The sequence below is a fragment of the Pseudarthrobacter sp. fls2-241-R2A-127 genome (assembly GCF_030209355.1).
Taxonomy (GTDB): domain Bacteria; phylum Actinomycetota; class Actinomycetes; order Actinomycetales; family Micrococcaceae; genus Arthrobacter.
In genome coordinates this window covers 178612-204661 of sequence record NZ_JARVSF010000002.1, presented here as the reverse complement: position 1 = coordinate 204661, position 26050 = coordinate 178612, and the positions used below count along the sequence as shown (strand labels likewise).

26 protein-coding genes, 1 pseudogene and 1 riboswitch are annotated in these 26050 nt (G+C 65.4%); of the genes and pseudogenes, 8 read left to right on the top strand and 19 right to left on the bottom strand.

Annotation, left to right across the window (positions count from 1 at the left end):
* Positions 1 to 67: 67 nt before the first annotated feature.
* Both QRN53_RS01030 and QRN53_RS01025 read right to left on the bottom strand, forming a co-directional pair.
* Positions 68 to 3175 (bottom strand): S8 family serine peptidase, encoded by a 3108-nt coding sequence (locus QRN53_RS01030; RefSeq protein WP_285242308.1) that lies wholly within the window; start codon positions 3173 to 3175, stop codon positions 68 to 70.
* Positions 3176 to 3449: 274 nt separating this feature from the next.
* Complete coding sequence (locus QRN53_RS01025) at positions 3450 to 3635, bottom strand: hypothetical protein (RefSeq protein ID WP_285242168.1); 186 nt, start codon at positions 3633 to 3635, stop codon at positions 3450 to 3452.
* 268 nt (positions 3636 to 3903) lie between these two features.
* Between QRN53_RS01025 and purS the strand changes: the two genes are divergently transcribed.
* From purS to purL, 3 genes are read left to right on the top strand one after another with little or no spacing between them, the layout of a single operon-like run.
* A complete protein-coding gene (gene purS, locus QRN53_RS01020; protein ID WP_015935902.1) occupies positions 3904 to 4155 on the top strand; it encodes a phosphoribosylformylglycinamidine synthase subunit PurS in 252 nt (83 codons plus the stop codon).
* Position 4156: 1 nt separating this feature from the next.
* Positions 4157 to 4930: a phosphoribosylformylglycinamidine synthase subunit PurQ gene (purQ, locus tag QRN53_RS01015; protein ID WP_285242167.1), complete on the top strand. Its 774-nt coding sequence runs from the start codon at positions 4157 to 4159 to the stop codon at positions 4928 to 4930.
* Positions 4927 to 7236 (top strand): phosphoribosylformylglycinamidine synthase subunit PurL, encoded by a 2310-nt coding sequence (gene purL / locus QRN53_RS01010; protein WP_285242166.1) that lies wholly within the window; start codon positions 4927 to 4929, stop codon positions 7234 to 7236. The genes purQ and purL overlap by 4 nt, the downstream gene beginning before the upstream one ends.
* 80 nt (positions 7237 to 7316) lie before the next feature.
* Here purL and QRN53_RS01005 read toward each other — a convergent pair whose 3' ends face one another.
* The 5 genes from QRN53_RS01005 to QRN53_RS00985 all read right to left on the bottom strand — a co-directional run bounded on the left by QRN53_RS01005 (position 7317) and on the right by QRN53_RS00985 (position 10029).
* Positions 7317 to 8258 (bottom strand): type IV toxin-antitoxin system AbiEi family antitoxin, encoded by a 942-nt coding sequence (locus tag QRN53_RS01005; protein WP_285242165.1) that lies wholly within the window; start codon positions 8256 to 8258, stop codon positions 7317 to 7319.
* A 127-nt stretch (positions 8259 to 8385) separates the two neighbouring features.
* Positions 8386 to 8679: a DUF503 domain-containing protein gene (locus QRN53_RS01000; protein WP_285242164.1), complete on the bottom strand. Its 294-nt coding sequence runs from the start codon at positions 8677 to 8679 to the stop codon at positions 8386 to 8388.
* 75 nt (positions 8680 to 8754) lie between these two features.
* Positions 8755 to 9072: a putative quinol monooxygenase gene (locus QRN53_RS00995; RefSeq protein ID WP_285242163.1), complete on the bottom strand. Its 318-nt coding sequence runs from the start codon at positions 9070 to 9072 to the stop codon at positions 8755 to 8757.
* Entirely contained in the window at positions 9069 to 9626 is a 558-nt protein-coding gene (locus QRN53_RS00990; RefSeq protein WP_285242162.1) for a DUF1990 domain-containing protein, read from the bottom strand. The genes QRN53_RS00995 and QRN53_RS00990 overlap by 4 nt, the downstream gene beginning before the upstream one ends.
* Complete coding sequence (locus tag QRN53_RS00985) at positions 9616 to 10029, bottom strand: MmcQ/YjbR family DNA-binding protein (protein ID WP_285242161.1); 414 nt, start codon at positions 10027 to 10029, stop codon at positions 9616 to 9618. The genes QRN53_RS00990 and QRN53_RS00985 overlap by 11 nt, the downstream gene beginning before the upstream one ends.
* A 45-nt stretch (positions 10030 to 10074) precedes the next feature.
* Here QRN53_RS00985 and QRN53_RS00980 point away from each other — a divergent pair, with 45 nt between their 5' ends.
* On the top strand, positions 10075 to 11103 hold the full coding sequence (locus QRN53_RS00980; RefSeq protein WP_285242160.1) for an isopenicillin N synthase family dioxygenase: 1029 nt from the start codon (positions 10075 to 10077) through the stop codon (positions 11101 to 11103).
* Here the strand turns inward: QRN53_RS00980 and QRN53_RS00975 are convergent.
* From QRN53_RS00975 to QRN53_RS00955, 5 genes are all read right to left on the bottom strand, one after another.
* Positions 11100 to 11525, bottom strand: a complete 426-nt coding sequence (locus tag QRN53_RS00975; protein ID WP_285242159.1) for a CoA-binding protein — start codon at positions 11523 to 11525, stop codon at positions 11100 to 11102. The two genes, QRN53_RS00980 and QRN53_RS00975, sit on opposite strands and share 4 nt — an antisense overlap.
* A 62-nt stretch (positions 11526 to 11587) precedes the next feature.
* Entirely contained in the window at positions 11588 to 12496 is a 909-nt protein-coding gene (locus tag QRN53_RS00970; protein WP_285242158.1) for a hypothetical protein, read from the bottom strand.
* Positions 12493 to 13044: an RNA polymerase sigma factor gene (locus QRN53_RS00965; RefSeq protein ID WP_285242157.1), complete on the bottom strand. Its 552-nt coding sequence runs from the start codon at positions 13042 to 13044 to the stop codon at positions 12493 to 12495. Before QRN53_RS00965 ends, QRN53_RS00970 begins: the two co-directional genes overlap by 4 nt.
* Before the next feature lie 274 nt (positions 13045 to 13318).
* Positions 13319 to 13681, bottom strand: coding sequence for a DUF1508 domain-containing protein (locus tag QRN53_RS00960; protein ID WP_285242156.1), 363 nt, complete (start codon positions 13679 to 13681; stop codon positions 13319 to 13321).
* A 258-nt stretch (positions 13682 to 13939) separates the two neighbouring features.
* Positions 13940 to 15229 (bottom strand): adenylosuccinate synthase, encoded by a 1290-nt coding sequence (locus QRN53_RS00955; RefSeq protein ID WP_285242155.1) that lies wholly within the window; start codon positions 15227 to 15229, stop codon positions 13940 to 13942.
* A gap of 562 nt (positions 15230 to 15791) precedes the next feature.
* Positions 15792 to 15897, top strand: a riboswitch (SAM riboswitch).
* A 13-nt stretch (positions 15898 to 15910) separates the two neighbouring features.
* On the opposite strand from QRN53_RS00955, the pseudogene QRN53_RS00950 reads away from it, so the two are divergent.
* From QRN53_RS00950 to QRN53_RS00940, 3 genes and pseudogenes are all read left to right on the top strand, one after another.
* A pseudogene (locus QRN53_RS00950) lies at positions 15911 to 17118 on the top strand (cobalamin-independent methionine synthase II family protein).
* Between the two features lie 212 nt (positions 17119 to 17330).
* Positions 17331 to 17963 carry a uracil-DNA glycosylase family protein gene (locus QRN53_RS00945; protein WP_285242154.1) on the top strand — a complete coding sequence of 211 codons (633 nt, stop codon included), beginning with the start codon at positions 17331 to 17333 and terminating at the stop codon, positions 17961 to 17963.
* Positions 17964 to 18289: 326 nt separating this feature from the next.
* Positions 18290 to 19528 (top strand): IS30 family transposase, encoded by a 1239-nt coding sequence (locus tag QRN53_RS00940; protein ID WP_502934804.1) that lies wholly within the window; start codon positions 18290 to 18292, stop codon positions 19526 to 19528.
* 103 nt (positions 19529 to 19631) lie between these two features.
* Here the strand turns inward: QRN53_RS00940 and QRN53_RS00935 are convergent, their stop codons facing one another.
* The 3 genes from QRN53_RS00935 to QRN53_RS00925 form a co-directional block, all read right to left on the bottom strand.
* Positions 19632 to 20054 carry a DUF3151 domain-containing protein gene (locus QRN53_RS00935; protein WP_285242153.1) on the bottom strand — a complete coding sequence of 141 codons (423 nt, stop codon included), beginning with the start codon at positions 20052 to 20054 and terminating at the stop codon, positions 19632 to 19634.
* Complete coding sequence (fbaA, locus tag QRN53_RS00930) at positions 20055 to 21074, bottom strand: class II fructose-bisphosphate aldolase (RefSeq protein WP_285242152.1); 1020 nt, start codon at positions 21072 to 21074, stop codon at positions 20055 to 20057.
* A 122-nt stretch (positions 21075 to 21196) separates the two neighbouring features.
* On the bottom strand, positions 21197 to 21853 hold the full coding sequence (locus QRN53_RS00925; protein ID WP_285242151.1) for a TrmH family RNA methyltransferase: 657 nt from the start codon (positions 21851 to 21853) through the stop codon (positions 21197 to 21199).
* A 58-nt stretch (positions 21854 to 21911) separates the two neighbouring features.
* Here QRN53_RS00925 and QRN53_RS00920 point away from each other — a divergent pair, with 58 nt between their 5' ends.
* On the top strand, positions 21912 to 22754 hold the full coding sequence (locus tag QRN53_RS00920; protein WP_285242150.1) for an HAD-IIA family hydrolase: 843 nt from the start codon (positions 21912 to 21914) through the stop codon (positions 22752 to 22754).
* Here QRN53_RS00920 and QRN53_RS00915 read toward each other — a convergent pair.
* The 4 genes from QRN53_RS00915 to pyrE all read right to left on the bottom strand — a co-directional run bounded on the left by QRN53_RS00915 (position 22751) and on the right by pyrE (position 26049).
* Positions 22751 to 23791 carry an alpha/beta hydrolase gene (locus tag QRN53_RS00915; RefSeq protein ID WP_285242149.1) on the bottom strand — a complete coding sequence of 347 codons (1041 nt, stop codon included), beginning with the start codon at positions 23789 to 23791 and terminating at the stop codon, positions 22751 to 22753. The two genes, QRN53_RS00920 and QRN53_RS00915, sit on opposite strands and share 4 nt — an antisense overlap.
* 70 nt (positions 23792 to 23861) lie before the next feature.
* Positions 23862 to 24485, bottom strand: a complete 624-nt coding sequence (locus tag QRN53_RS00910) for a hypothetical protein (RefSeq protein WP_285242148.1) — start codon at positions 24483 to 24485, stop codon at positions 23862 to 23864.
* Between the two features lie 83 nt (positions 24486 to 24568).
* Complete coding sequence (locus QRN53_RS00905) at positions 24569 to 25342, bottom strand: GAF and ANTAR domain-containing protein (RefSeq protein ID WP_285242147.1); 774 nt, start codon at positions 25340 to 25342, stop codon at positions 24569 to 24571.
* A 122-nt stretch (positions 25343 to 25464) separates the two neighbouring features.
* Complete coding sequence (gene pyrE / locus QRN53_RS00900) at positions 25465 to 26049, bottom strand: orotate phosphoribosyltransferase (protein WP_285242146.1); 585 nt, start codon at positions 26047 to 26049, stop codon at positions 25465 to 25467.
* Between the last annotated feature and the right edge of the window lies 1 nt (position 26050).

Sequence of the window (26050 nt, the reverse complement as noted above, 5' to 3'; positions counted from 1 at the left end):
GGCCCGGCACGAAAAAGGGTCCCGGACGTTACCGTCCGGGACCCTCCCCCCAATGCCCCGTTGATGGTCAGGCTGCGGGAACAGCCTGGGCCATGCCCATCTGGGGAGCGCCGGCCGGGGCCGGGGCAGAACCGGAACCCACCTGCACGTTGACCCAGGTCTTGATGCCATTGCTGCCCAGGCTCAGCCGCGAAAGGTACGAACCTTCAGCGAGGCCGGTCCAGTTCAGGGTGGCCGAGGTGGCCGTCCCATTGAGGGCCACGATCGGGTTGGGGTTGACCGTGAGGTTGCCGGCGTCGCCCGCAAAGCTCACGGCCTGGACCGAGGCAGTGGCCTGCCCGTTGTCCGGGGTGGCGTACAGGTTGGCCACCACGTAGTAGGTGCCCGCCCGCGGCGATTCCAGGTCCAGGAACTCACTCGCCGAGGCCGTTGCCACCTGGGTGGCCGTCAACCCGCCCGACCCGTTGGGCGCGTACACCACCATGTCCCAGTCGACGTCGTTCGACTGCGCCTGGATGCCCAGCCGCGCGAAGGTGGACCCGGCGGGAACCTGTACCTGGACCAGGGCATTGTGGGCGTCGTTCGTGGGTGCGTACCCGCCCGGGGTCTTGGTGATGGAGGTCTGGCTCAGGGGGGCCAGGCCTTCCACTCCGACGGCGATAGGACTGTCCGAGCCCGATACCAGCTCCATGGAGCCGCTGCCCGTGCCGGTGGCCGAGCTGAACGAGAACGACGGAGCGATCTGGGCAGCGACCGGGCGGATGGCAATCGGCGATGTAACGGTCCGAGGCCCTTTCCAGGTAAGGCTTCCGGTGCTGAACTTGCCGACCGGAGCGCTGATGTTGCGGATAGTCAGGGTTACTTCACGCGTCTGTCCGGCCTTGGCGAAGTTCAGTGCCTTGGGTTCGACGTTGACGTTGAAGCCCGGCATGTTCACCTCGGGCCGGTACATGCCCGGCACCAGGGCCGTCAGCTTGCGCTTGACCTGGACTTCGCCCACGAGGCTGCCCAAGGCGACCGAGGGAAGGTTGAGGTCGCGGGCAGCGATGGAGCCGGCCTGCGGTGAACCTGTGTCAACGCCCTGGCCGTTCAGGAAACCGAGCCAGTCCTGGATGCCGGAGTCGTAGACGAGGCCCGGATCGAGCACTCGGGTGGAGTCGATATGGCCGGCGCCGCCCTGGAACGGATCCGTGTTGGGCGAACCATCCGCATTGACCAGCGGGTAGGCGGTGGTCATCATGGCGGACTTCACCATGGCGGGCGACCATTTCGGCTGCTTGCCGAGCACCAGGGCACCGAAACCGGCAATGTGCGGCGCGGCCATGGACGTGCCGGACATGAATCCGAACTGGTCGCCATGGTTGCCGATCGTGGAGACGCCGGCAAGGACGTTCACGCCCGGGGCCGAGATATCAGGCTTGAGCAGGTCACCGCCGGAGGCGAGGGTGGGCCCGCGGGACGAGAAGCCCGCGATCTGTGGCGCCGGCGCCGGGGCAAGTCCGGTCAGGTCACCCTTGACCAGGCTGACCGTCAGCGCCGGGTTCGCCTGCAGCTTGGACTTCAGCTCCAGGCTCTTGGGGGCGTTGACGTGGACCGTGGGAATGACGTGGTTGTCTGCGTCCTCGGAGCTGCTGGTGAGGTTCACCAGGATCATGCCGACGCCGCCCTTGTCCAGGACTTCCTGGCTCTTGGCTGTCCGGTCCACCACTCCACGGTCACAGACCACCACTTTGCCGGCAACCTTGGCGGGGTCCAGGGTTCCGGGTCCGCACAGGTTGGCGTTTGCAGCACCGGGGGCCGCGGCAGCAGCGGCCACGACGACGGGCTTGTCCGCGACCTCCGATTTCATGATGGAAGCGCCGCGGTACAGCGAACCATCGGAAACCTTGACCGTTCCCACCAGGTCGCTCGGGAAGGTGGAAGCGGCCACAGTGGTCAGCCAGGGTGAGGCATGGTTGACAGTAGAGGCCGTCGGGCCGGAGTTGCCGGCCGAAGCGGACACGAACACGCCGGCTGCTGCCGCGTTCAGGAATGCCAGGGCCACCGGATCGGTGGTGCTGTTGTTGTTGCCCGAAATTGAGTAGTTCAGGACATCCACGCCGTCCTTGATGGCCGCGTCAACGGCTTCAACCGACGAAGACGAGTAGCACCCGCCGGTGTCAGGGCTGGTGTCCTCCCAGCAGACTTTGTACACCGAGACCTTGGCCGCCGGAGCCACGCCGGAGCTCTTTCCGAAGCTGGCACCGTCGATCACCTGCTCGACGTTGGCGTTGCCGGCTGCCGTTGTGGCCGTGTGGGTGCCGTGGCTGCCCACGTCCACCGGCGAAATCTGCTCCTCAGGGGCCCGGTTGCCGGGAGCCACGTACTGAAGGAAGGAGTCGGCGAAGTACCGGGCGCCGATCACCTTGGAGTTGCAGAGCGAGCCGTCAAAGGCAGCCCCGGTTCCCTGGCCTTTTTCGCATTCGCCCTCAAAGGTGGTGCCGTCCGCCTTGAGCATGGCAATCTTTCCGTCGCCGGTGCGGTAGGGGACGCCAACCTGGGGTGCACCTTGCAGGGGCTGCAGCGGCTCGCCCTGGAGGAAGGGGTTGTCCGGCGCGTAGCCGGAGTCGATGACGCCTACCACCACGCCCTTGCCGGCGTTGGCTTGACCCCCAAACTGCTTGGCCCATGTCCCGTCCGGACCGGTGAGCTTGAGGAAGTCGGTGGTGGTGTAGTCCGGCTTGTTCTCGACGTCGGGCGCCACCACCAGGACGCGCTTGTCCTTGGACAACTCGGCGGCCTGGTGAGCGGTCAGCTCCGCAGCGAACCCATTGAGGGCGGCAGTGTACTGCTTGGCAGGGGCTACCCCCTGGGCGGCTGCAACGTCACGCTGCTGCTGGCGCAGGTGGGCATCGTAGGCCTTGTAGTTCGGGCTGCCGGCATCCAGCTTCCGGCCTTGCTGCGGCTTGGTTGCGCCCAGCCCTGCGGCCCCACCTTCGTAGGCTGCCGCGGCCGGACCGGCCAGGACCACGATGTACCGGCCGTCCTTAAATTCGCCGTCTTTCGTATTGGCGGCGGCCTTCACCAGGCTTTGGCCACCCGGGGCCGCCATGGCCGGCACTACGGCCAGCGGGCTTATGAGAAGGGGCAACCCGACGGCCAGGGCGGCCGCTTTCCGAAGTCCCCCGGCCCGCAAGGGGCTCTTTCCAGTTGATTTCACGCGCAACCCTTTCCCGATGTACCGCCCAGACTTGGTGGGCGCCCCAAACGACTGGAACTGCAGAGATAATTACAGATCTTGTAATTACCCCTGACCAGACTATTCACAGGGTACAGACTGAGAGCGCGATATGACATAGGGCACGTTTGGGAAATTTTTGCTTGTCATATCCATGCCAACGGAGCATCCGGACACACAAAAGGGCGCCCCTAAGGACGCCCCGGCGCAGCTGGGGGAAGAATCCGTGCGGCTAGTGGCGGGGGGTCCGCACCACGTCGCTGATCCACTGCCTGGTCTTCTCATCCAACGGACCGGCAACCCGGGTTTCGCGGGCCTCACGGTCCGCCTTGACCTTCTGCAGCACCATCCTGCCCAGGCCGGCAAACACCGCCGCGGCCACCATCGGCAACAGAACGGACTTTGAATTTTGCGCCATCAACCAATCCTAGTGAAGGCCCTCCGGCAACTCCAGAAGTACGTCCACGCGGCCGCGCCAACAACGTCCCGGAAGGGGTTCTGCTCCGTGAAGTTGCCGGATGCGGAGGGATGGGCTTGGGCCGGTAGAATGATAGGGCAAGCTCGCGGAGCGCCCGACCTCATGGTGAACCAACGCAGGTGACCAACTGTCTCCCACATCCCGGTACGGCGTGAGACGGCACCACTCCGCTGCGCCCTTACCCAAGCTCACGCACAGGAGTTGCCGGATGCCCCGGATCGTTGTTGACGTCATGCCCAAGCCCGAGATTCTGGACCCGCAGGGGAAGGCAATCGTTGGCGCTCTCCCCCGGCTGGGCTTCACCAGCTTCAGCTCTGTCCGCCAGGGCAAGCGCTTCGAACTGACGGTCGACGGCGAGGTGACGGAAGAGATCCTGGCCCAGGCCCGCGATGCCGCCGAGACCCTCCTGTCCAACCCCGTGATCGAGGACGTCGTCAACGTCGAGGTCGTCGAGGCCTGAAATGACTGAACTTCCCCTGATCGGCGAGGCAGTGGCCGTCGCCGCGGAGCCGCGCCTCGCCGGCGCCCGGATCGGCGTCGTGACTTTCCCCGGAACCCTTGACGACCGCGACGCCGCCCGCGCCGTGCGCCTGGCCGGTGCCACCGCCGTCGAACTCTGGCACGGCGATACGGAAATTGGAGACGTGGACGCCGTGGTCATCCCCGGCGGTTTCTCCTATGGCGATTACCTGCGGGCCGGCGCGATCGCCCGTTTCGCCCCGCTGATGTCAAAGATCATCGATGCAGCGAACAGCGACGCCAAGCTGCCCGTGCTGGGCATCTGCAACGGCTTCCAGATCCTCACCGAGTCGCACCTGCTGCCCGGTTCCATGATCAAGAACGACCACCTGAAGTTCCTCTGCCGCGACCAGGTGCTGCGCGTCGAGAACGCCAACACCGCGTGGACGCTGGACTATCAGGCGGGCCAGGAGATCACCATCCCGCTGAAGAACCAGGACGGCCAGTACATCGCGGACGAGAAGACCCTGGACGCCCTTGAGGCCGAGGGCCGCGTGGTGTTCCGCTACGTGGGCTTCAACCCGAACGGCTCGCGCCGCGACATCGCCGGTATCTCCAACGCCGCAGGCAACGTCGTAGGCCTCATGCCGCACCCGGAGCACGCCGTTGAGCCGGGCTTCGGCCCCGAGTCGCTCGATGGCGTCGGCGGTTCCGACACCGACGGCCTCGGCTTCTTCACCTCCGTCCTGAACAAGATTGTGGGAGGCGACAAGTGACCACCGAAACCAGCAAGAAGTTCAACATCGACACCGTCGAGAACGCAGCCAAGACCCCGGACACCGAGCTGCCCTGGGCTGAACTTGGCCTGAAGCAGAACGAGTTCGACGAGATCGTCAAGGTCCTGGGCCGCCGCCCCACCGGCGCCGAACTGGCCATGTACTCCGTCATGTGGAGTGAGCACTGCTCCTACAAGTCCTCCAAGAACCACCTGCGCCAGTTCGGCCAGAAGGTCACCGAGGAAATGAAGAAGGACATGCTGGTGGGCATCGGCGAAAACGCCGGCGTGACCAACCTGGGGGACGGCTGGGCCGTCACCTTCAAGATCGAATCGCACAACTCGCCGTCGTTCGTTGAGCCCTACCAGGGCGCCGCGACCGGCATCGGCGGCATTGTGCGCGACATCATCTCCATGGGCGCCCGCCCCGTTGCCGTCATGGATCCGCTGCGTTTCGGCGCCATTGACCACCCGGACACCGCCCGCGTCATGCACGGCGCCGTGGCCGGCATCGGCGGCTACGGCAACTCCCTGGGCCTGCCGAACATCGGCGGCGAAATGGTGTTCGACTCCGTCTACCAGGGCAACCCGCTGGTCAACGCGCTGGCAGTGGGCGTCATGCGCCACGAGGACATCCGGCTGGCCAACGCCTCCGGCAAGGGCAACAAGGTCGTCCTGTTCGGTGCGCGCACCGGCGGCGACGGCATCGGCGGCGCCTCCGTGCTGGCCTCCGAGTCCTTTGATGACACCAAGCCCTCCAAGCGCCCCGCCGTGCAGGTGGGCGACCCCTTCGCGGAGAAGGTGCTCATCGAGTGCTGCCTGGAGCTCTTCAAGGGCTCCTTGGTGGAAGGCATCCAGGACCTCGGCGCCGCAGGCATCTCCTGCGCCACGTCGGAACTGGCCTCCAACGGCGACGGCGGCATGCAGGTCGAGCTGACCTCGGTCCTGCTGCGCGACCCCACGCTGACGCCGGGCGAGATCCTGATGTCCGAGTCGCAGGAACGCATGATGGCAGTGGTCACGCCGGAGAACGTGGAAGCGTTCGAGGCCGTCATGGACAAGTGGGCCGTGGAGTACTCCTGGCTGGGCGAGGTGACCGATACCGGCCGCCTCATCATCACGTGGGAAGGCGACGTGATCGTCGACGTCGATCCCCGTACCGTGGCGCACGACGGCCCGGTCTACGACCGCCCGTATGCCCGCCCCGAGTGGCAGGACGCCGTCCAGGCCGACACCTTCACCGGCTCGGTGCAGGACGCCGGCCGCCCGGCCGCTCCGGCTGAGCTGGCTGCTGCCGTGACGGAACTCGTGGCATCGCCGAACATGTGCTCCAAGGCCTGGATCACCAACCAGTACGACCGCTACGTGGGCGGCAACACCTCCATGGCGTTCCCCGACGACGCCGGCGTGGTCCGCGTTGACGAGGAATCCGGCCTGGGCGTCGCCCTGGCCACCGACGCCAACGGCCGCTACACCTACCTCGATCCGTACCACGGCGCCCAGCTGGCACTGGCCGAGGCCTACCGCAACGTCGCCACCGCGGGCGCCATCCCCATGGCCGTCAGCGACTGCCTGAACTTCGGTTCCCCCGAAGATCCGGACGTCATGTGGCAGCTGGCGGAAGCCATCCGCGGCCTGTCCGACGCCTGCATGGTGCTGGGCATCCCCGTCACCGGCGGCAACGTCTCGCTGTACAACCAGACGGGCACCACGCCCATCCACCCCTCCCCCGTGGTGGCGGTCCTGGGCAAGCTCGACGACGTTGCGCGCCGTACGCCGTCCGGCTGGCGTGAAGATGGCCAGGCCATCTACATGCTGGGCACCACGGGTGCCGAGCTGGACGGTTCCGAGTGGGCCAACATGCGTGGCCACCTGGGCGGCCAGCCGCCGAAGGTGGACCTCGAGGCCGAGCGTGCCCTGGGCGAGATCCTGATCAACGCTTCGCGCGACGGCATGATCGACTCCGCGCACGACCTCTCCGAAGGTGGCCTCGCGGCGGCCCTTGTGGAGTCCTCGCTGCGCTACGGCGTCGGCGCCCGGATTGCCCTCCAGGACGTCATGGACCGGGACGGCGTGGACCTGTTCACGGCGCTCTTCTCCGAGTCGCAGGGCCGTGCGGTGGTTGGCGTTCCGCGCTCCGAGGAAGTCCGCTTCACGGACATGTGCACCGCCCGCGGTTTCGCGCACACCCGCATCGGCGTGGTGGATGCTGCAAGCGGCAAGCTGGAGATCAACGGCGTGGACGCCCTGTCCCTCGACGTCCTCCGCGAAGCCCACGAAGGAACCCTGCCCAAGTACTTCGGCTAGTCCCCCACCCACCCCACCCATCGATTGCTGCGTAGTTGTCGTTTTGATCCCTCAGAACGACAAGTACGCAGCACTCGTTTTTAAGAACCCCTCCGCCAGCCGGCCTGTGCCAGGGCAACAAGTACTTTGGCCGCGGCCGGCTTCGCATCGTTGACCATGTGGCGCTTCGAAATCCTGACCTCCGTCCACCCCAGCGCGGCATAACGCTCCGAGCGGTCGATGTCCCTCGCGATCTGGCTTTCATCTCCATGGTGTTCGCCCTCGTACTCGATGCCAATCCTGTACCTGCGGTATGAGAGGGCGGGCTCATGATGCCTGCTGCCGTCGTCTGCGAAGATCGGAACGTTCAGCTCCGGTTCGGGCAAACCAGCGCGCACAATCGCGAGCCGCAGCAGTGTTTCCTGCGGCGAATCCGATCCGACCCGGACGAGATCCAGAGCCTCCTTCGCCTTCCGGATCCCCCGCTTTCCCCGGTGTTTGTCAATCGTCCGCTGCAGGTCCCATGTGCTGCAGAGCGGCATGTTCCGGCCCTCAAATTCGAGGCGCGGAACGCGAACGCAGGCATCCCCCATGGCCACGATTTCATCGACGGACAGCAGCTCCGCCATGTCCAGCCACGTCCGCTCCGGCGTTGTCACCGGAACCCCGTCAATGGTGGTGACTTCATCCTCGTACAGCTTCATCCGGTGCACGATGACGTGGGGCCTGTCCAGGTAGGCTGCGCCCTCGGGACGGATGAGGTGGTAATCGTCGAAGGCCTCGTCCTGGCGCCGCTGCGGCAGCGAATGCAGCGCCGCCGCCGTCAGGTGTGACGCGGCGCATCGCTCATTGACGTCGATGAAGGGCCGGACCCGAACGCTTAAGGGGAGCGCCGTCGTCGCGCCTTCCATCCTGATGCCCCGGCCACGGTATGCCAGCGACCCGTGCCGCCAGCGGCGTGGGGTGATGCCGGCAGCCGAAGCGTCAACAAGGGTGAAGGGGCGTCCCAGGAGTTCCTCCGGCAGCGGGTGTGGAGTCTTCATCGATCCATGAGAGCAGAATCCAAGCGCGCCCGCAGAAGTTATCCACACCCTTCATCGATTGCTCAGTACTTGTCGTTTAGAGCGGCCAAAACGACAAGTACTCAGCAATCGACGGTCCGGGCAGGGGTTAGTCTTCGCTGTGCAGCTCCCGCTGGCGGGCGCTGCACAGCTCGATCTCCGGGCGGCCGGCCACAAGGCGTTCGACGGCGGCGAGCACCTCCACCAGGTGGGGCCGGTCGGCTGCCACGAGACCGACGCCAACCTGCGTGCGCCTGTACTGGCTCTGGTCACCCACCTCTGCGACGGAAACGTCAAAGCGCCGCCGGAGTTCGGCGAGGAGAGGCCGGACCACGGACCGTTTCTCCTTCAGGCTGTGCACGTCGCCCAAGAGGATGTCGAACTCGATCCACCCGATCCACATGGCTTCATGGTATCGATTGCTCAGTAGATGTCGTTTAGACGGCTCAAAACGACATCTACGGAGCAATCGATGGGGTTAGATGGTGAGTTCGCCCATCAGGTCCCAACCCTCACCGTCGAACTGGCGGCTGACGATTTTCGGTGTTTCCACAAGGGCCTGGGGCATGTCCGCCATGGCCTTCTTGAAGTGGGCGCTGTTCACGTGGTCGCCGGCGGCGTCGTCCTTGAAGGCTTCCACCAGGACGTACTCGTTGGGGTCCTCCAGGCTGCGGGACCAGTCAAACCACAGGTTGCCCGGTTCCTGCCGGGTGGCGTGGGTGAAGTCGGCAACGAGGTCCGGCCAGCGGTCCGACCATTCGGGCTTGACCTTGAACTTGACGACGATAAAGATCACTGGGTTGTTCCTTCCGCGGCGAGAGAGCGTGCCCCTTCAATGTACCGGGAAGTAACGTTCCGCTGCGCCGCGCGGGTGACCAGGCCGCCGGCGGCGTAGAACCAGTTGGCCGGCTTGCTGAAAGCGCTGATTCGAAGCCAAACCTCGCCCTGGCCGCTAATCTCCACTTCGAAGGACTCCTCACCTCGGGCGGGGTGGCCGGGCAGCGTTCCGTAGCCAAAGCCGGCCGATTGTGGCCCGTCCAGGGCCGAGGGCTCGTGGACCCACACCACCTGGCAGGGCGCATCCAGGCGGAACGGCCCGACGCCGAAGCCGCTCACCACGTGCGCACCGGGTACCGCCCTTGGCGACCCGGCACGGACCCTCAGCCCTGCCCGCCGTTGCAGCTCCCAGCCCAGGATGCCGTCCGCGACGCGCCGGTAAACCTCGAACCCGGACCCCAGGAACGCCTGTTCGAGGACACGGTCATACCCTGCCGGTGCGTCGCCGGTCTCGGTACTTCCAATGCCGGGGTAGTTCAGGGCGCCCGCCGCATGCCCGTTGTCAGTCGCCACGGCCGGCCCTTTCGAGGCGCGCCCACCCCAGTTGCTCCTGTTGTTTCCGGCTCAGGCCGGCCACCACCAGGTCATAGGAGTCCTCCACCATGTCCCGGATCATCCCTGCCGGCAGGTTGCCATCAAGGCGCACTCCATTCCAATGGGCCTTGTTCATATGCCACGCACCGGTGATCTCCGGGTGCACGGCCCGCAGCTGCACCGCCAGGGCCGGCTCACACTTCAAGCTCACCGAAAAGTCGCGCTCATCCATGGTGGACAACGCAAATAGCTTGGCTTCGTGCTGGGCGCCCCCGGCAGTGTGGGCACGGACTTTAAAGACCGAGGTTTCAGGTCCGAACGGAAAATCCTCATACGCTCCCGGAAACGACAGGCAGATCATCCTCAGCTCAGTTGGGTCCATGGAGGAAGCCTATAAAGCCGGGCAGCGCGGTGCTAGTCTGCGAGCATGTCACACGACCAGGGCGTCATACCTGTTCTGGACCTGCATTCCGCACGGCAGGCGGACGGCTCTTTCAGCCCGGAATTCATCGAACAGCTGCGGCACGCCACCCACAATGTCGGGTTCTTCCAAATCACGGGATACGGGGGCCGGCCCGGGCAGGCTGAACAGCTCCTGGACATCATCAGGCGGTTCTTCAACCTGCCACTGGACGAACGGATGAAGCTGGACAACCGTTTGTCACCGCACTTCCGCGGCTACACCCGGATGGGAACCGAAATCACCCAGGGCCGTGCGGACGCCCGGGAACAGATCGACTATTCGCCGGACCGCGAGCCGGTTACGGAGGTTCCGGCAGACCAGCCGTACTGGCTTCTGCAGGGCCCCAACCTCTGGCCGGGAGAGGCGTTCCCCGAACTCCGTCCGGCCGCCATGGAATGGGCCGCCTTGATGTCCGGCGTAGGCATGGAACTCCTCAGGGCCATCGCTGTCTCACTGCGGCTTCCCGAAGACTACTTCGACGAGCCTTTCGGGGATGCCCCTGCCTGGATGGGCAAGCTGGTGCACTATGTGGGCGGCGTGGTGGAAGCCGCCGGCGACCAGGGCGTGGGCTCGCACGCTGACTACGGCTTCGTGACCCTGTTGCTGCAGGACGATGTTGGTGGACTTGAAGTGCTGCCGCCGGCAACCACCCGATGGCTGCCGGTGGAACCGCTGCCGGGGGCGCTGGTGGTGAACCTGGGCGAGATGCTGGAGGTAGCCACGGAAGGGTACCTCGCCGCTACCATCCACCGGGTCCAGGCGCCGCCTCCGGGCGTGGACCGCTACTCGGTACCGTTCTTCTGGTCGCCCCGGCTGGACGCGGTGATCCGTTCGGTCCCCCTGGCTCCGGAGCTGAAGGCCGCGGCACGGGGCATCACTGATGATCCCGCCAACCCCCTGTTGGCGTCCTTTGGCCTGAACATGCTCAAGGGACGCATGCGCGCCCATCCGGACGTCACCGAGCGGCACTATCCGGAGCTGATGAAACGCTAGAGGTTGTACTTCCAGGCCAATTGGGCCGGGCAGGCGTTCATCACCACGTCAAGGCCTGCCGCCTTGGCGCGTTCCGCGGCGGCTTCGTCGATGACCCCCAGCTGCAGCCATACGGCTTTGGCGCCGGCGGCGATGGCCTGGTCCACTATGTCACCCACCCGCTGCGAGTTCACGAAGCAGTCCACGACGTCGATAGGCCGCTTTTCCGCCGGAATATCGGCGAGGGTGCGGTACCCGGTCTCGCCATGGACAGGTTCGCCGGGCAGGTTGACGGGGATGATTTCCATGCCGAGCTTGTCACGGATGAACAGCGACGTATCGTAGGCGGCGCGCCACTCGTTGGTGGTCAGGCCCACGATGGCCCACCGACCTTTGGTGCGCATGAGGCGTTCAATGACTTCGGGATCGTTGGTGTGGCCCATGCGATCAGCCTACGCTTCACTTTCCGGATCGGTTGGTCCCAGGCAAATAGTGGGACCACAAGCTATTTCGCCGGAGATTCAGGCTTCCGGCCGCTGCCCTGACCCGTGGTTTGCCCCGTCGCCTGGCCCGCTGCCCCCGGCGCACCGGCCGCTTTGGGCGCGGCTGTGCCTGGGATGTCCTGGCCAGTTGCCGGGGCGCTCGTCCCGGCTGCCTCCGCCTTGCCTGCAGCAGGCGCCCCCGGCGGCGCGGCGTCCGCCGCTGCCCGGACCCCGGCGTCGTTCCGGCTGCGGCCCTCCGACTCAGTCGTGCCTCCCGGCGCGGCCGGGAAGGCAGCCCCTAGCGGCCCCGGCACGCAGGCTCCCGGTCCGCTGCGGTCGTCGTGGGTGGAAGGTCCACCGCAGCTTCGCCAGCCGCCACGGCCTGCCACCCCGGCGGTGTCTTCGAGGAGACGGGCCGCGCGGCTTCCGCCGTGCGGGTCCGCGGCGGGTGAGCCGGAAACCGGACCCGGTACTTCCTCGTCGGCCGCAAGGGCCGGGGACCGGTAGCCGACCCCTGCGTCAGAGGCACTGGCGGTGGACGGCGCGCTCCACGGTGGAGTCCAGTCAGCCAGCAGTTGCTGCACTGCTTCACTTCCGGGTGCGGAGGTGCTGGCGGCCACCCCGCCAACGCCCAGTCCCATCCCGGCCACCAGGACCAGGCCCAGGGCGGTCGGGCGGTGCCGCCGCCGACGCCGCGCGAGGTCGTCGTCGGGCTCCTCCGGGGCAGGTGCATGTTCCACGGCGTCTCCCACCGCGGGCGTGCCGGCTGGTGCCAGTAAGGCGGCGAGCTCACCGCTGGGTGCCGGGGCGGGGAACGATGCGAGCGCACCGAGGGAGAGCAGGGTGTCGCGGAGCTTGTGGTCATCGCCGCAGCCGGCGTCCTCGAGCATGTCGTCGACAAGGGAGGCAAGGTTGCCCGTTGGTGGTGTCATGGCGCGAGGTACTCCTTCACTGACGCCAGTTCCCGGAGTTTCAGCAGCGCACGGCGCTGGAGCTGCTTCACGGAGCCGGGGCTCTTGTCCATGGCCTCCGCCGCCTGTTCCACGGTCAGGCCTCCCACCAGGCGCAGCGATAGTACTTCGCGCTGGTCTTGGGGCAGCCCGGACAGGAGCCCCAGGACCTCGCCGGGCGAGATGTTTCGCAGGGCTTCCTTTTCGGCGGAGGTGTCTTCGCGCTGGTCCAGCTCGGGCTCAAACGGCAGCTTTACGGGATGACGGCTCTGCCGCCGGTGATCGTCAACCATGCGGGCGTGGGCAACACTGAAGATGAAGGTCCGCAGTCCCGTTTCCCCTCCCCGCACGGTGTGGAGGCGGGGCAGGACGGAAAGGAACACTTCCTGCATGGCCGCCTCCGGATCCTCGACTCCACGGGCCGCGAGGTAGCCCAGGACTTGTGATGCGTACGTTTTGTAGACGAGGCTGAAGGCAGCAGGCCCGGGGACGGCGTGGTCCGGGGCCGCATCTGTCTGTGCATCGGTCACTGACGTGGTGCTTTCAATCAAAAGGGCGTCGGCAAGGGAAGCGTCTCATGTGGATCTGGAACGCTCCTCTTACTTTACCCTTCAGTAACCTCCTTGGCCGGTGACCGCCACAGGTCGCCGCCCGCGCGGCGGCGTTGCCAAGAGATCAAAAGGGCCGGCCTGGAACGTGATGGGGGACAGGTTCCAGACCGGCACTTCACAGGGGTAATCGCTGCGGACCCCGGAAGGGTTACGCCCTTGCGAAAGTTTTTTTGATTTCTTTTTTCGCGGGTCCTCAGCGTGCAGCTGCAGTGGTCCACCGCGGCGGCATGGCCTGCCTGCGCGGTGTCTTAGCCAGAGCGTACGCGTGCAGCCTCACCGGCAGCCGCTGGTCATCGCACGCGGGAACGACGACGGCGGGCAGTTCGCCGGGAGCGGCGTCGGCGGCCGCAGCGGGCGGCCGGGAGACTGCCCCGGCCGGGCTGAGATCGGTCACCAGGCCTGTCCCGGCACATTCACGCACGGCCGCGATACCGGCAGCTACCGCCGCCTTGTCCTGGAAGCCTTGCGAGACGGCCATGACCGACCCGTCAGGTCCCAGCAGCCGAAACCTGTAAAGCAGCTCCGGATCAAGAAAGACTTCAAAGTTCCCTGCCACGGCGTGTCCTTCCGGTCTGGTGATTTCGACCGGCGCCGGCTCTCCGCGGGGTGCATCCCTGCACCGCCAAACTCATGGGGGAACCGTCCGCTGATCAGTTCAAATGGTGTTAATGAGTCTGGCTGCGGCGCCTGCAGGGCTACAAGACCCATCGCGTTAAGCCTGTGTAAATTACTGCCCACGCCGCCAAACACCAGCGGCGGCCCACCTGCAACAGGTGGGCCGCCGCCGTCGTCTACGGTGTTCCGAAGGGCCGTGTCAGTCGTTGATGAGGTCGTTCACCACGATGGTCTGGTCGCGGTCCGGACCAACACCAATCGCGGAGAACCGGGTTCCGGAGAGCTTCTCGAGCGCGAGCACGTAGTTCCTGGCGTTTTCCGGGAGGTCCGCGAGGGTGCGGGCGCCGGTGATGTCCTCGGTCCAGCCATCGAAGTACTCGAAGATGGGCTTGGCGTGGTGGAACTCCGTCTGCGTCATGGGCATCTCGTCGTGGCGGACTCCGTCCACGTCGTACGCCACGCACACGGGGATCTGCTCGATGCCGGTGAGTACGTCCAGCTTGGTCACAAAGTAGTCGGTGAAGCCGTTCACGCGGGACGCGTGGCGGGCCAGGACGGCGTCGTACCAGCCGCAGCGGCGCGGGCGCCCGGTGTTGACGCCGAACTCACCGCCGGTCTTCTGCAGGTACATGCCCATCTCGTCAAAGAGTTCCGTGGGGAACGGGCCGGCACCGACGCGCGTGGTGTAGGCCTTGATGATGCCGATCGAGCGGGAAATCCGGGTGGGACCGATGCCGGAGCCCACCGACGCGCCGCCGGCCGTTGGGTTGGAGGACGTCACGAACGGGTAGGTTCCGTGGTCAACGTCCAGGAACGTGGCCTGGCCGCCTTCCATCAGGACTACCTTGCCCTCATCCAGGGCGGTATTGAGGACCAGCGTGCTGTCGATGACCAACGGGCGGAGGCGGTCGGCAAAGGACAGGAAGTACTCAACGATCTCGTCCACCACAACGCCGCGGCGGTTGTAGACCTTGACCAGGAGCTCGTTCTTCTGGCGCAGCGAGCCTTCCACCTTCTGGCGGAGGATGGATTCGTCAAAGACGTCCTGCACCCGGATGCCCAGCCTGGCCACCTTGTCCATGTAGGCGGGGCCAATGCCGCGTCCCGTGGTTCCGATCGCGCGGCTGCCGAGGAAGCGTTCGGTCACCTTGTCCAGCACCTGGTGGTACGGGGCCACCAGGTGGGCGTTGGCGGATACGCGAAGCCGTGAGGTATCCGCGCCGCGGGCCTGGAGTCCTTCGATCTCCTGGAAAAGGGCCTCAAGGTTCACCACGCAGCCGTTGCCGATGATGGGGACCGCGTTGGGGCTGAGAATGCCTGCGGGCAGCAGTTTGAGTTCGTACTTTTCACCGCCTACGACGACGGTGTGCCCGGCGTTGTTGCCGCCGTTGGGCTTGACGACGTAGTCAACACGGCCGCCCAGAAGGTCGGTGGCCTTGCCTTTTCCTTCGTCGCCCCACTGGGCTCCTACGATCACAATTGCTGGCATGGGATCCTCCCCCATTCGTTCGGGCTGCCCGGGTCCGGCCGCGGGGAGCGGACCTGCGCAGCACCGTTCATGAGAATGCCCCGAACAGACCGGCCTTCGCCGGACCGCAGGGCGGCGCAGCGACGCAAGAGTTCCGGGGCTCTTACCACCCAAGTTTAGCGGATCAGGCACTTTGTCCACTCGATTGGCCCGCCGCGGTCCTGCAGGGGATCGCGGCGGGCCCGGGCCGGCTGCACCTTGCTTGTGGTTAGCTGGCCGTTGCCGCCGTAGTTGGGGTCTTAGTTGATGCATGGAGTGGGTCCAGCCGCCATGTCCCCCATCGCAGGGTGCGACAAAATCCAAGCAAGAATGTGGACTGCCATCAATTAATGCCAGTTTGTATTTAATGCCTGAAAGAATCTCTTCAAACAATGCCAATAACGGCTGGTAAATCTAAAAGGTTCCCGAACGGAAGAGAAAAATTACGACGACCGGTAATTTACCGGCCCGACAGTAGAAGTGTGCCGAGCCACATTGTGAAACCGATTTGCCCTGCTGCGAGCCGGTGGAATTTGGTAGGAGTGGACCATCCGGAGCGGCTGAGAGACCTGGCTCAGCGACGCCGCAGCAACCCGCGCAGGCAGGCCGTGTGCCTGTCCCGAAGGTGCTACTGCCAGTACCGATGGAAAGGAAAACTCCAGCATGCCCCTGAACTCCGACCACATCCGGGCTACCCACGCCGGCTCGTTGCCCCGCACGCCCGAGCTGATCGCAGCCAACGAGGCGAAGGAAGCGGACGGGATCACCCCCGAGTTCCTGGACCTGCTGGAGGCCTCCGTGGTGGACGTCGTCCAGCGCCAGAAGGACCTCGGCATCGACGTCCCCAACGACGGCGAGTACGGGCACACGATGTCCAGCTCGGTGGACTACGGGGCCTGGTGGAACTACTCCTTCGCCCGGCTCGGCGGCCTGGAGCCAACCAACGTGGACCGTGGGCAGAGGCCGGGGTCCGGCGTTCCTCGCCCGGAAACGTCGTGCTGACGTCCTTCCCCGACCGGCGGGACCGGCAGGCGTTCAACGAGGCGTACAACGATCCATCGTCCGGGATCCTGGCGCACCGGAAGAGTGTGTCCCAGCCGAAGATCGCCGGGCCCCTCACCTACACCGGCCATGACCTGGTGGCCTCGGACATCAAGAACCTGAAGACCGGGCTCGAGGCGGCAGGGCTCAAAGACGGATTCGTCGCGTCCCTGTCCCCCGGTTCCTGTGCCCGCGTAGCCAACGAGTTCTACAAGACTGACGAGGAACTCCTCTACGCCTGCGCCGATGCCATGCGCGAGGAATACCAAGCCATCATCGACGCCGGACTGACGGTCCAGCTCGACGATCCGTCCTTGGCCGAAAGCTGGGACCAGATCAATCCGGAGCCGTCCCTCGAGGACTACCTGAAGTTCATCCAGCTGCGCGTGGAGGCCACCAACTGGGCCTTGCGGGACCTTCCGCGGGAACAGATCCGGCTCCATGTTTGCTGGGGCTCCTGGCACGGTCCGCACACCACAGACATCCCGTTCGCGGACATCATCGGCTCCGTCCTGCAGGTCAACGCCGGCGCCTACTCCTTCGAGGCGGCCAATGTCCGGCACGAACACGAATGGCGGGTTTGGGAGGACACCAAGCTCCCCGAGGGCAAGGTCATCATCCCGGGCGTCGTGTCGCACGCCACCAACGTCGTGGAGCACCCGGACCTCGTCGCGGACCGGATTGTCCGGTTCGCCGAATTGGTGGGACGCGAGAACGTCATCGCATCCACGGACTGCGGCTTGGGCGGCCGGGTCCACCCGCAGATCGCGTTCGCCAAACTTGAGGCGCTGGGCGAGGGTGCCCGCCGGGCCACCAAGCGCCTCTGGTAGCAGTCCGCCCGGTCCGGGAAATGACCGCCGGTCCCGTGCGCCAGGAATGAGGTGCACCGGACCGGCGTTTCGTTTCCCCGGGCTTGGTAAACTGGCAGAGGCCGACCCGGAATCGGCCCACCCCAACTAACCACCGTTGATCATTTGCGCCGCCGTGCGCCCATTTTCAGTGGTGGACGCAACATCAATCCCCGCAGGAGAACCAGCCCTTCATGACCGCACTGGCCCCCGAAACATTCCACGAACAGCTCATGAGCCGCCGCTACGAACCCAGCGTTTCCGCTGTCAACGAGCTGTGTGATTCCCTGCAGGAGGCGAAGCCCGGAACCGTGGTGCCCTATGTGGACCCCATGCACGATGTCGAGGAATGCCGCATCATCAGCCTGTTCTCCAACATTGGCGAGATGGACCAGTCCGGTTTCATCACCGCCGGCGACCAGGACGCCGCGACCCGCATGCTGGGCATCCAGTGGAAGCTGGGCCTCCGCCCGGAATTCGTGATGCCTTGGAACGTCCACCCGTGGCACGTCCCCGGTGAGGCCAACGGAAAATTCACCCCGGACCAGGTGCAGGCCGGCCTGAAGCCGCTGCTGAAGTTCCTGGCCCTCGTCCCGCGAGCCTCGGTGATCGTGGCGCACGGCACGGAGGCGAACCGCCTGGCCAACCTGCTGCTGAAAACCGAAGTCCCGCTGCTGTGGCGCCGAGGCCTGAAGACCTACAAGGTCCGTTCCCTGAGCGGACGCGCCTTCGCTGGTTCCCCGGCCCGCCAGGAAGAGTTCCTCGAGGACATGCGCACGGCTTACGCTGACGCCATGGCACGCACGGGCATCGCCAACAACGGGTAACCGGGCACCGGCTGCACCCGTCAAACCAGGTTTCGACGGGCGCAACCACCGGCCCCGCAACCGACGACGGCGGGTGGCCACTTGAGTTCTAGCGGTCGTTGCAACACCCATTAATTTTGGGAGTTGCAACGACCGTGCCGCATTTAAGCGATCCTTCGTCTAAGTCAAGGAAGTATGCGAGGGCGACAGCTGAGCAGATGGAGCAGTTCTTCCGGGCGTTTGAGCGGCTTGGAAATGCGACCGACGCTGCGGCTGAGGTCGGACTGAACCGGAATACCTGTTATCGGTGGATACAGAAGGCTGGCTTGGCCCGGAAGCGTTCAGAAATGCCTACCCGGGAGGATTTCTTCCGGCTTCGTCATGCAGGTTTCTCGCGCCGAGAGGCGGCCAGGACGCTGGGCATTCACCGTACAACTGCCGACGAGTGGGACACGGGTGTCCGCAGGACTCGGAACGGCAGAATTTACCCTGGCGGCAGGACGGTGGACTACAACAATGGGGTGACCACCATGACCCGGCCCGGCGGGACGGCCGGAACCAAACCGGTCCCGGTATCTGCCCTGGAGAAGCGCCTTGACCCGCGATACCTCAACGTCCATGAGCGGGAGCTGATCCGGGACCTGCAGACCGCGGGATCATCGATTAGGGCGATAGCCCATACCCTGGGGCGGTCGCCCTCAACGGTCAGCAGGGAACTGGCCCGGAATACGGATCCCCGGATGGGCTACCTGCCCCACGGTGCACATCGCAAAGCCGCTGCCCGGCGAGCCCGGCCCAAGACGGCTAAACTCGCCGCTGAGTCCTCGCTGCGTGAGTATGTGAAGGACAAGCTGCTCCTACGCTGGTCTCCGGAACAGATCAGCCACACGCTGGTCGAAGAGTTCCCCGACAACCCGGAGATGCGCGTGAGCCCAGAGACGATTTACCAAGCCCTGTACATCCAGGCCAGAGGCGGACTGAAACGCGAGATCCAGGCAGCCCTGCGCAGCGGCCGGGCCCGCCGCAAACCTCACCGAACCGGGGAACAACGCACTCCCCGGTTCGTGGACCCCATGACTATGATTTCCGATCGGCCGCCCGAAATCGAGGACCGCGCCGTCCCCGGCCATTGGGAAGGTGATCTCATCACCGGCGCCCACAACCAGTCCGCGATAGGGACCCTGGTCGAACGCACCACCCGCTACGTCATGCTCGTCCACCTTCAGGACGACCACACCGCAGAAACCGTCCGTGACGGCCTCATCAAGACCATGTCCACCCTGCCGGCACACCTGCGTGGTTCCCTGACCTGGGACCAGGGAGCGGAAATGGCAGCCCACAAATGCTTCACCCTGGCCACCGACATGCAGGTCTACTTCTGCGACCCCGCAAGTCCCTGGCAGCGCGGCTCGAACGAGAACACCAATGGGCTGCTGCGACAGTACTTCCCCAAAGGAACCGATCTGTCCGTCTACGGACCCGAAGACCTCGAACACGTCGCCCAGGAACTCAACGGCCGCCCACGCAAAACGCTCGGCTGGAAGACTCCAGCCGAGCGTTTACGTGATTTACTACTAACCACCTAACCAAGAGGTGTTGCAACGACCCCTAGAAACCGCCCCACCTTCCAAAGGTGGCCACCCGCCGTCGTCATTTAAGCGCCGCGGCCTGGTTCATCCGCCCACGCTGTTAGCTCGCCTCGATGGCTGCCTTCGCCGTGGGGTCAGAGTCGTTGAGGAACTTTTCGATCCGCTCCGGCTCGTCAGCTTCGCCGATGGCCGATGAGGCCCGGCCCAGCGAGTAGAGCGCACGCAGGAACCCGCGGTTTGGCTCGTGCTCCCACGGGATGGGCCCCACGCCGCGCCAGCCGTTGCGGCGCAACGCGTCCAGTCCGCGGTGATAGCCCACCCGGGCGTAAGCGTAGGAGTCGATGGTACGGCCCTCGCTCCACGCTTCCTCAGCCAGGATGGCCCACAGCAGCGAGGACGTGGGGTGCTTTTCCACCAGGTCCAGGGCCTCGTGGCCGGCTTCCAGCTGCCCGTTGACCTCAGTCTCGGCAGGCAGGAGCGTGGGCTCCGGCCCCATCAGGTTCTTGCGGAACTCATCCGACATTTAGAAGGTCTTTCCGGCCGAACCGAGCTGCTTGGTGGCTTCCACGACGCGGGCGGCCAGGCCGGCTTCGGCGGAGGCGCCCCAGACGCGGGGATCGTAGGTCTTCTTGTTGCCCACTTCGCCGTCGACCTTCAGGACGCCGTCGTAGTTCTTGAACATGTGGTCCGCCACCGGACGGGTGTAGGCGTACTGGGTGTCGGTGTCGATGTTCATCTTGATCACGCCGTAGGAGACGGCGTCGGCGATTTCCTGGTCCGAGGATCCGGAGCCGCCGTGGAACACGAGGTCGAACGGGTTGTCCTTGCCGATCTTGGCGCCAACCTGCGCCTGGATGTCCTTGAGGATCTCCGGGCGCAGCTTGACGCCGCCGGGCTTGTAGACGCCGTGGACGTTGCCGAAGGTCAGGGCCGTGATGTAGCGGCCGTTCTCGCCGGCGCCCAGGGCGTCGATGGTGGCCAGGGCGTCTTCCACCGTGGTGTAGAGCTTGTCATTGATGGCGTTCTCGACGCCGTCTTCCTCGCCGCCGACGGTGCCGATCTCCACCTCGAGGATCATCTTGGCGGCAACGGTGCGGGCCAGCAGGTCGCGGGCGATCTTCAGGTTCTCCTGCAGGGTTTCGGCGGAGCCGTCCCACATGTGGGAGTTGAACAGCGGGTTGCGGCCGGCTTTGACCTCTGCTTCCGAGGCTGCCAGCAGGGGCAGGACGAAGCCGTCCAGCTTGTCCTTGGGGCAGTGGTCCGTGTGCAGGGCGATGTTGACGCCGTAGTTCTTGGCTACTTCGCGGGCGAAGGCCGCGAAGCCCAGGGAACCGGCAACCATGTCCTTGGTGGAGGCGCCGGACCAGTAGGCAGCACCGCCGGTGGAAACCTGCACGATGCCGTCGGACTCGGCCTCGGCGAAGCCACGGAGCGCGGCGTTCAGCGTCTGCGAGGACGTGACGTTGACGGCGGGGAAGGCGAATCCGCCGGCCTTCGCGCGGTCGATCATCTCGGCGTAGATCTCTGGGGTTGCAATGGGCATGCTGGCTCCTCTGCTGAGTTTCGTCTGTGGGTGGATGACCCTCAAGTAGACCGCTTACGGCTTGGCACCATCCTAGCCATTCCCTGGCAGGCAGGGTGTTTCGGGTCACCGGTCGGTAATACTCAGACGTGCTGGCCGAAGACGTGGCGGCGGACCCAGGCGTGCATGGCGATGGCGGCTGCGGACGCGGCATTGATGGACCGGGTGGAGCCAAACTGCTCGATGGACAAGGTGGCAACGGCGGCCTGGTGGACCTCCGGCGTTAGCCCCGGACCTTCCTGGCCAAAGACCAGCACGCAGTCCCGCGGGAGTTCGTAGGTTTCCAGGGGGACAGAGTCGGGGAAGATGTCGATCCCGATGATCGCCAGCCCCTCCCCCTGCGCCCACTGGACGAAGTCCTCCACAGTCGCGTGGTGGCGCACGTGCTGGTAGCGGTCGGTGACCATGGCGCCGCGCCGGTTCCACCGCCGTCGGCCGATGATGTGGACCTCTTTGGCGAGGAAGGCGTTGGCCGTGCGCACCACCGTGCCGATGTTCAGGTCGTGCTGCCAGTTTTCGATGGCCACGTGGAAGTTGTGCCGCCGGGAGTCCAGCTCGGCGACAATCGCCTCGTGTTTCCAGTAACGGTACTTGTCCAGGACGTTGCGCCGGTCCCCGTCCGCCAGGAGGTCCGGATCCCAGTGGTCGCCTGCCGGCAATTCACCCTCCCAGGGCCCGACGCCGACCTCCGCCTTGGCGGGTCCGGCATCCCCGGGCTCGTGGTTGGGTTCGTCTGTCATCCCGGGCGTTTGGTTCACCCTTCAACACTAGACTGGACCACTGGAGCATTCATCACCGGTGGAGGTAGACGTGGCAGAAGAAGTCCAGGCAGCAGGAAACCCCGCGGTTTACCGCAACGGCCAGGAAATTGAATGCTGGCTGACGGACATGGACGGCGTCCTGGTCCACGAGAACCAGCCTATTCCAGGCGCTGCCGAGCTGATCCAGCGCTGGGTGGATACATCCAAACGGTTCCTGGTGCTGACCAACAACTCGATCTTCACCCCGCGCGACCTCGCCGCCCGCCTGCGCTCCTCCGGCTTGGAGATCCCGGAGGAAAACATCTGGACCTCGGCGCTGGCCACGGCACAGTTCCTGAAGGACCAGGTGCGCGGCTCGGAATCCGGAAACCGCGCCTACACTATCGGCGAGGCAGGGCTGACGACGGCGCTGCACGAGGCGGGCTTCATCCTCACCGACCAGAATCCGGACTTCGTGGTGCTGGGCGAGACGCGCACCTACAGTTTTGAGGCGATAACCACCGCCATCCGCCTGATCCTGGCCGGCGCCCGGTTCATTGCCACCAACCCGGATGCCACCGGCCCTTCCAAGGACGGCCCCATGCCCGCCACCGGTGCCATTGCCGCCCTGATCACCAAGGCCACCGGCCGCGAGCCCTACATTGTGGGCAAGCCAAACCCGATGATGTTCCGGTCCGCGATGAACCAGATCGACGCCCACTCCGAAACCACCGCCATGATCGGGGACCGGATGGACACGGACATCATCGCCGGCATGGAGGCAGGCCTGCACACCGTCCTGGTCCTCAGCGGCATCACGCACAAGGACGACATCGCCGCCTACCCGTTCCGGCCCAACCAGGTGCTGAACTCGGTGGCAGACCTGAAGAACCAGATCTAGAAGATACTCACCCGGGAGCCGCCCCGGGGCAACGGGAAGTACTCATCCAGCAGCTCCGTCAGGAGGGGCCGGTAGATCTGCGGATTCCACCCGGGGCTGGCGTGGGCCGGCGCCGCTCCGATGGTTTGCAGGCCGCTGGAGACCATGTTGTCCTTGAACGCCACCGCCCACGTCTCCGAGGCCGTTTCGTAGTCAACGGTCTGGTCCTTGGGGTTGCCGAGATAGGCCATCTTCGCGGTTCCCAGCTGCCCCGCGAACTGGCCGCCCTCGAAGTGGTAAATGTACGCAGACTCGGTTTGGATCAGCACGCTGGACGGGGCGATCGGCGAAAGTTGCTCAAGCGTCTGGTCCAGGATCTGGCGCCAGCTCCGTTCGTCCTTGTGGATGATCCGCTCCCCCAGCTCGTAGCCTCCGCGGAGGGTGGACGGGAACCTGAAGCCGCGCTCGTACAGGAACACCACGCCGTCGAACCAGCTCTGGTCCAGGACGTCATGCGCACTGTAGGGGCTTGAGTCCAGCACGATGAACTGCACTTGGATGCCTGCCACAGCAAGGAGCCGGGCGGCCACTTGGGTGGCCAGCATGCCGCCGAAGCTGTGGCCGTAGAAGAACAGCTTGGTGATCTTCTCTACCGCGGCGTACTCGGAGATCGCACTGACCACCTCGGTGACGTCGAGCCCCAGGTTGGAATAGCCGACGGCGGCGAGCCGGGCACGCTTGTTCAGCGACCCGCGGAGGGTGTTGAGGATCCACTGGGCCTCTTCCCAGCTGGTTTTGTACCCGGGAAACAGGAACCAGCAGGCGTCCGGGTAGTAGGCGTCGGCGAAATCATCCGCAACAGGCAGGATTTTTGTGGTTTGGCGCTGCGACTGCACTTCACGGGTCAGCAGCATGTCGGCAGCGAGCAATCCGGACGCCCCGGCACCGGCGAGGAACGTCCGGCGGGAAAAGCGCTTGAGGGCAGCAGCCTCCGCCAGCAGCCGGGCCTGGGGGACCCCGCGCCGGTTCTGCGGACCTGTCTCCCCCTCATACGGCACACCCCTACCGTAAGCACACCTGAAGTAAACGCCGCAAGGAGCGGTACGTAACCATTCCGTGACGCGGCGGTCAGCTTGCCGCCTGGCCCTCCGTGGCCGGGAACGGAGCCTGGGGCTTCTGCTGCCGGCGGATGATTTCCAGGCCGATGTCGTTGTAGCGCCCCAGCAGGTCCGCGCCGTCGAACGCCTGCGGATTGTCCAGCAGGGCGAAGACGGAATCGCTGGCATTGAGCAGTTCTTCGTCCGAATACTCGGCCAGCGCGCGGCCGTACAGAACTTCGAAGAAAATTACCGGCAACTGCGGGAGTCCCTCGGCAAAATCACCGGCACCGGTAAACAGCTCGGTGACGTCGTCATCCATGAGGAGCGGTTGGGTGGTCGAAGAGCCGTCCGTGTTCCGGTCGTAACTGGCGGATACAAGCTGGAGGGACACCCCGGCAGAGGGAAGTCCCGGCAGGGTGTTGGTGTCCATGGCGTTCAGGTCGCTGCGCAACCCGGCGAGCGCCGATGATTCAATGAGTGCAGCCTGGGAAAGATCAACGCAGATGCGGCAGCGCAGGCCCATCCGCCGGACCCGCCGAATAATGTGGACGAGTTCCGTACGGGTGTCATGGCGAAGGGTTCCCCGGACTTCAATCCGGACGATGTCGGCAGAGACATCGAGGTCAACAAGTGCGTCAAGCGCGCGGTCCATAGGTACTCCAAAAGAGGTTCTATGGCCGACGGCTCAACCTCCGCAAGCGTAACCTCCAGCAGGAGCCCCGCACAAGCTGTCCCTCAGGCGCTCTGGTCCGGCCTGATGCTGCCCGGCTCCTGGTAGTGGGTGTGCGCGCCCGCCCCGCCGACGGAATCCACCAGGGACCTGGCGATGTCCCGCAGCTTGGTGTTGCTGTTGCTGGACGCCTCCGTGAGGATTTCGACGGCGGCCGCCTGGCTGCAGCGGTTTTGCGCCATGACAATGCCGATGGCGATGTCGATGATGGTCCGCGATTCGAGCGTGGCGCGGAGGTTGGTGGCGCTGTCCGCGTGCAGCGAGAACCTGACCGCGAGGCGCATTGCCTGCGAAATTTCCCTGGTGAAGTCCCGCGCCCTGGCCGCAGCACGGCCATCGAACTTGTGCGGCACATCGGAGTACAGGTTCAGGGCAGCCTTGGCCTCTCCCTGCAGGTTGAAGGGCAGTGAAAGCACTGAGCGCAGCCCGTGGGACGCAACAGCAGTGGCGTAGTCCGGGCCCCACCGGTCTTCCTGGAACAGGTCCGGAACGTAGACTTCACGTTCTTCCTTGGCCGCTGTGAGGCACGGCCCCTGGGACAGGGAGTACTGGATTTCATCCACTTCCCGGGCCGACTGGCTGCTCCAGCCGATGGTGGCTGCTTTTCGGTCACGGAGCAGCGTGATGCCGCACAGGGCGTCGTCGCCGTCGCCTGCCATCTGGTGCGCGGAAAACCGCGCCAGTTCGTTGAGGAAGTCCTCAAAATCGGCGCTTTCCAGGATCAGGTTCTGGACCTGGTCGGTAGCGCTCAGGGGCTGGATTGGGGGGAGCAAGGGCATGGTCTCCGAGGACTCTAGTCGTTTAAGGCAAATCATAAGTCAGCCCGGACGGGCCGTCCAAGTGCCAAAAGACACTGCTCTGCGGTTAGCACGCCCAGGCCCCCCGCGCCTGCGCCGTCCGGCTAAGCGAGGCCCAGCTCGTCCTTGCCGAACGCAAACAGGTAGGGAACGCCCGTTTCGGCCTCGATCTTTTCCTTGGCGCCGGTGTCCCGGTCAACGATGACAGCCACGGCCACCACGTTCCCCCCGGCCTTCCGGACGCCTTCCACTGCCGTCAGCGCAGATCCTCCGGTGGTGGACGTATCCTCCAGGACCAGTACCTTGCGTCCTTCGACGGACGGGCCTTCCACTTGGCGGCCCATGCCGTAGGACTTCTGGGCTTTGCGGACCACGAAAGCGTCAATGGGCCGGCCTGCGTCCACCGCGGCGTGCATCACCGCCGTACCGACGGGATCTGCGCCCATGGTGAGGCCCCCTGCGCACTCAAAATCGATCCCGGCGTCGTCCGCCAAGGCCAACATCACCTGGCCCACCAGCTTGGAAGCTTCGTGGTGCAGGGTGATCCTGCGCAGGTCGATGTAGTAGTCGGCCTCGGCCCCGCTGGAAAGGATCACCTTGCCGCGGACAACGGCGAGCTCCTTGATCAGTTCGAGCAGTCGGGCGCGGGCAGCTGCAGCGTCGGGCGCAGTGTGAGTGGGCGAAGTCATG